Annotated in this window: 1 protein-coding gene; it reads left to right on the top strand. The window is 55.6% G+C overall.

Annotated features, from left to right (window positions below; translation table 11 throughout):
* The coding region (locus tag HGP14_RS35105) for a hypothetical protein (protein ID WP_205927479.1) at positions 1-727 on the top strand (727 nt) is incomplete at its 5' end.
* Positions 728-1,215: the final 488 nt, after the last annotated feature.

Genomic DNA, 1,215 nt, shown 5'->3' with positions numbered 1-1,215 from the left:
CGAAGAGATCATGGCCGATCGACCGGCCAATCGATACGAAGGACTAGACTTTATGAAAAAGCCACAGAGGAACTTCGTGGTCGAGTTTAAATCCAGTAGCCGACGACAGTCTCCGAAGCCAACCTCCATCTGGGGAAACGTGGATCTCAAGGCCATTTCGCTGGAGGTCGAAGCAGATGCGCCGGGTCAGGTTCTTCAAGCAACAGAGAGAAACGCGAACAGTCCACCGCCGGGCCCACAAACACGCGAGCGGCTGTTGACTAAAACCGTCGAGCAGCCAAAAACTGTGCTGCCACCACAGGAGGAACGTATGGCCGAAGAAACCACCCCAGTGCTAAGTGCCGACAACTCAAGCATCGAGACTGCGACGACGATCACAGAACCGAAAAAGCGTCGTGGACGCCAGGCCAAAACTGTTGGTCCACAAATGGCGGCGGGTGACGAAACGTCCGCGGTTCCTGGTGATGCAAAGACCACCCCCGCAAAGCCCGCAAAGAAACCACGCATAGCAAAATCCGTAGCAGCGGCAGAGGCAAAGGTTGCGACAAAGCAGCCCCGCAAGACGCGTATGCGTAAAGCGGCAACTGCGGCCGTGAATACTCCTGCAGCAGACGACATGGCCGATCTTCTTCAACTCGAAGAAGAAAACCGGAATTTGCGGAAACAGCTTGCAGAAAAGTTGCGCAGCGAAAACGCGGATCTTCGCAAGCGTCTCGGCCAATCCTAAGCATCACGAAGAGCTGGTTGACCGAAACCTCCCGAGGATCGGGCCCGTTTGGTCTGATCATGATTTCGGCGGCGCAAGAGCGTTGCCGAAATTGACTGCGTGATTGAAAGCAGATGAGGTTAAACAGCGATCATGAAGTCTCCCTGGAAATTTCTAGTCGGCCTCACCGGGCGACACGACAAGAAAGACCCGGAGGAACCTCCGGCCCATTTGACTGACGATGTACATCCCAACTCCGATCGACGCGAGACGCCATCGGTTTTGCCAACCGCCCCTGAACCCGCTGCAGAGGTCGATAGAAATGCCCCAGTTGAGCCTGATGGAGACGGGTTTGAGCCGGTTGATGACATTGCCGCTCTAGCGGTTATTGCGTCTACAGCCGCAGGGCTTAAACCGCAGAAGCAAACACAAGCCCTTAGGAAGAAGCCCGCTCGTCGGGCTCGAAAGCAAGCTCAGCTTGTCTCTCGCAACGACATTCGAACACCTCC

This window comes from Rhizobium sp. P32RR-XVIII (assembly GCF_012641395.1).
In the GTDB taxonomy this organism is placed as follows: Bacteria; Pseudomonadota; Alphaproteobacteria; order Rhizobiales; family Rhizobiaceae; genus Rhizobium.
The sequence above is the reverse complement of the archived record's forward strand: the minus strand, read 5'-3'. Positions and strand labels throughout refer to the sequence as shown.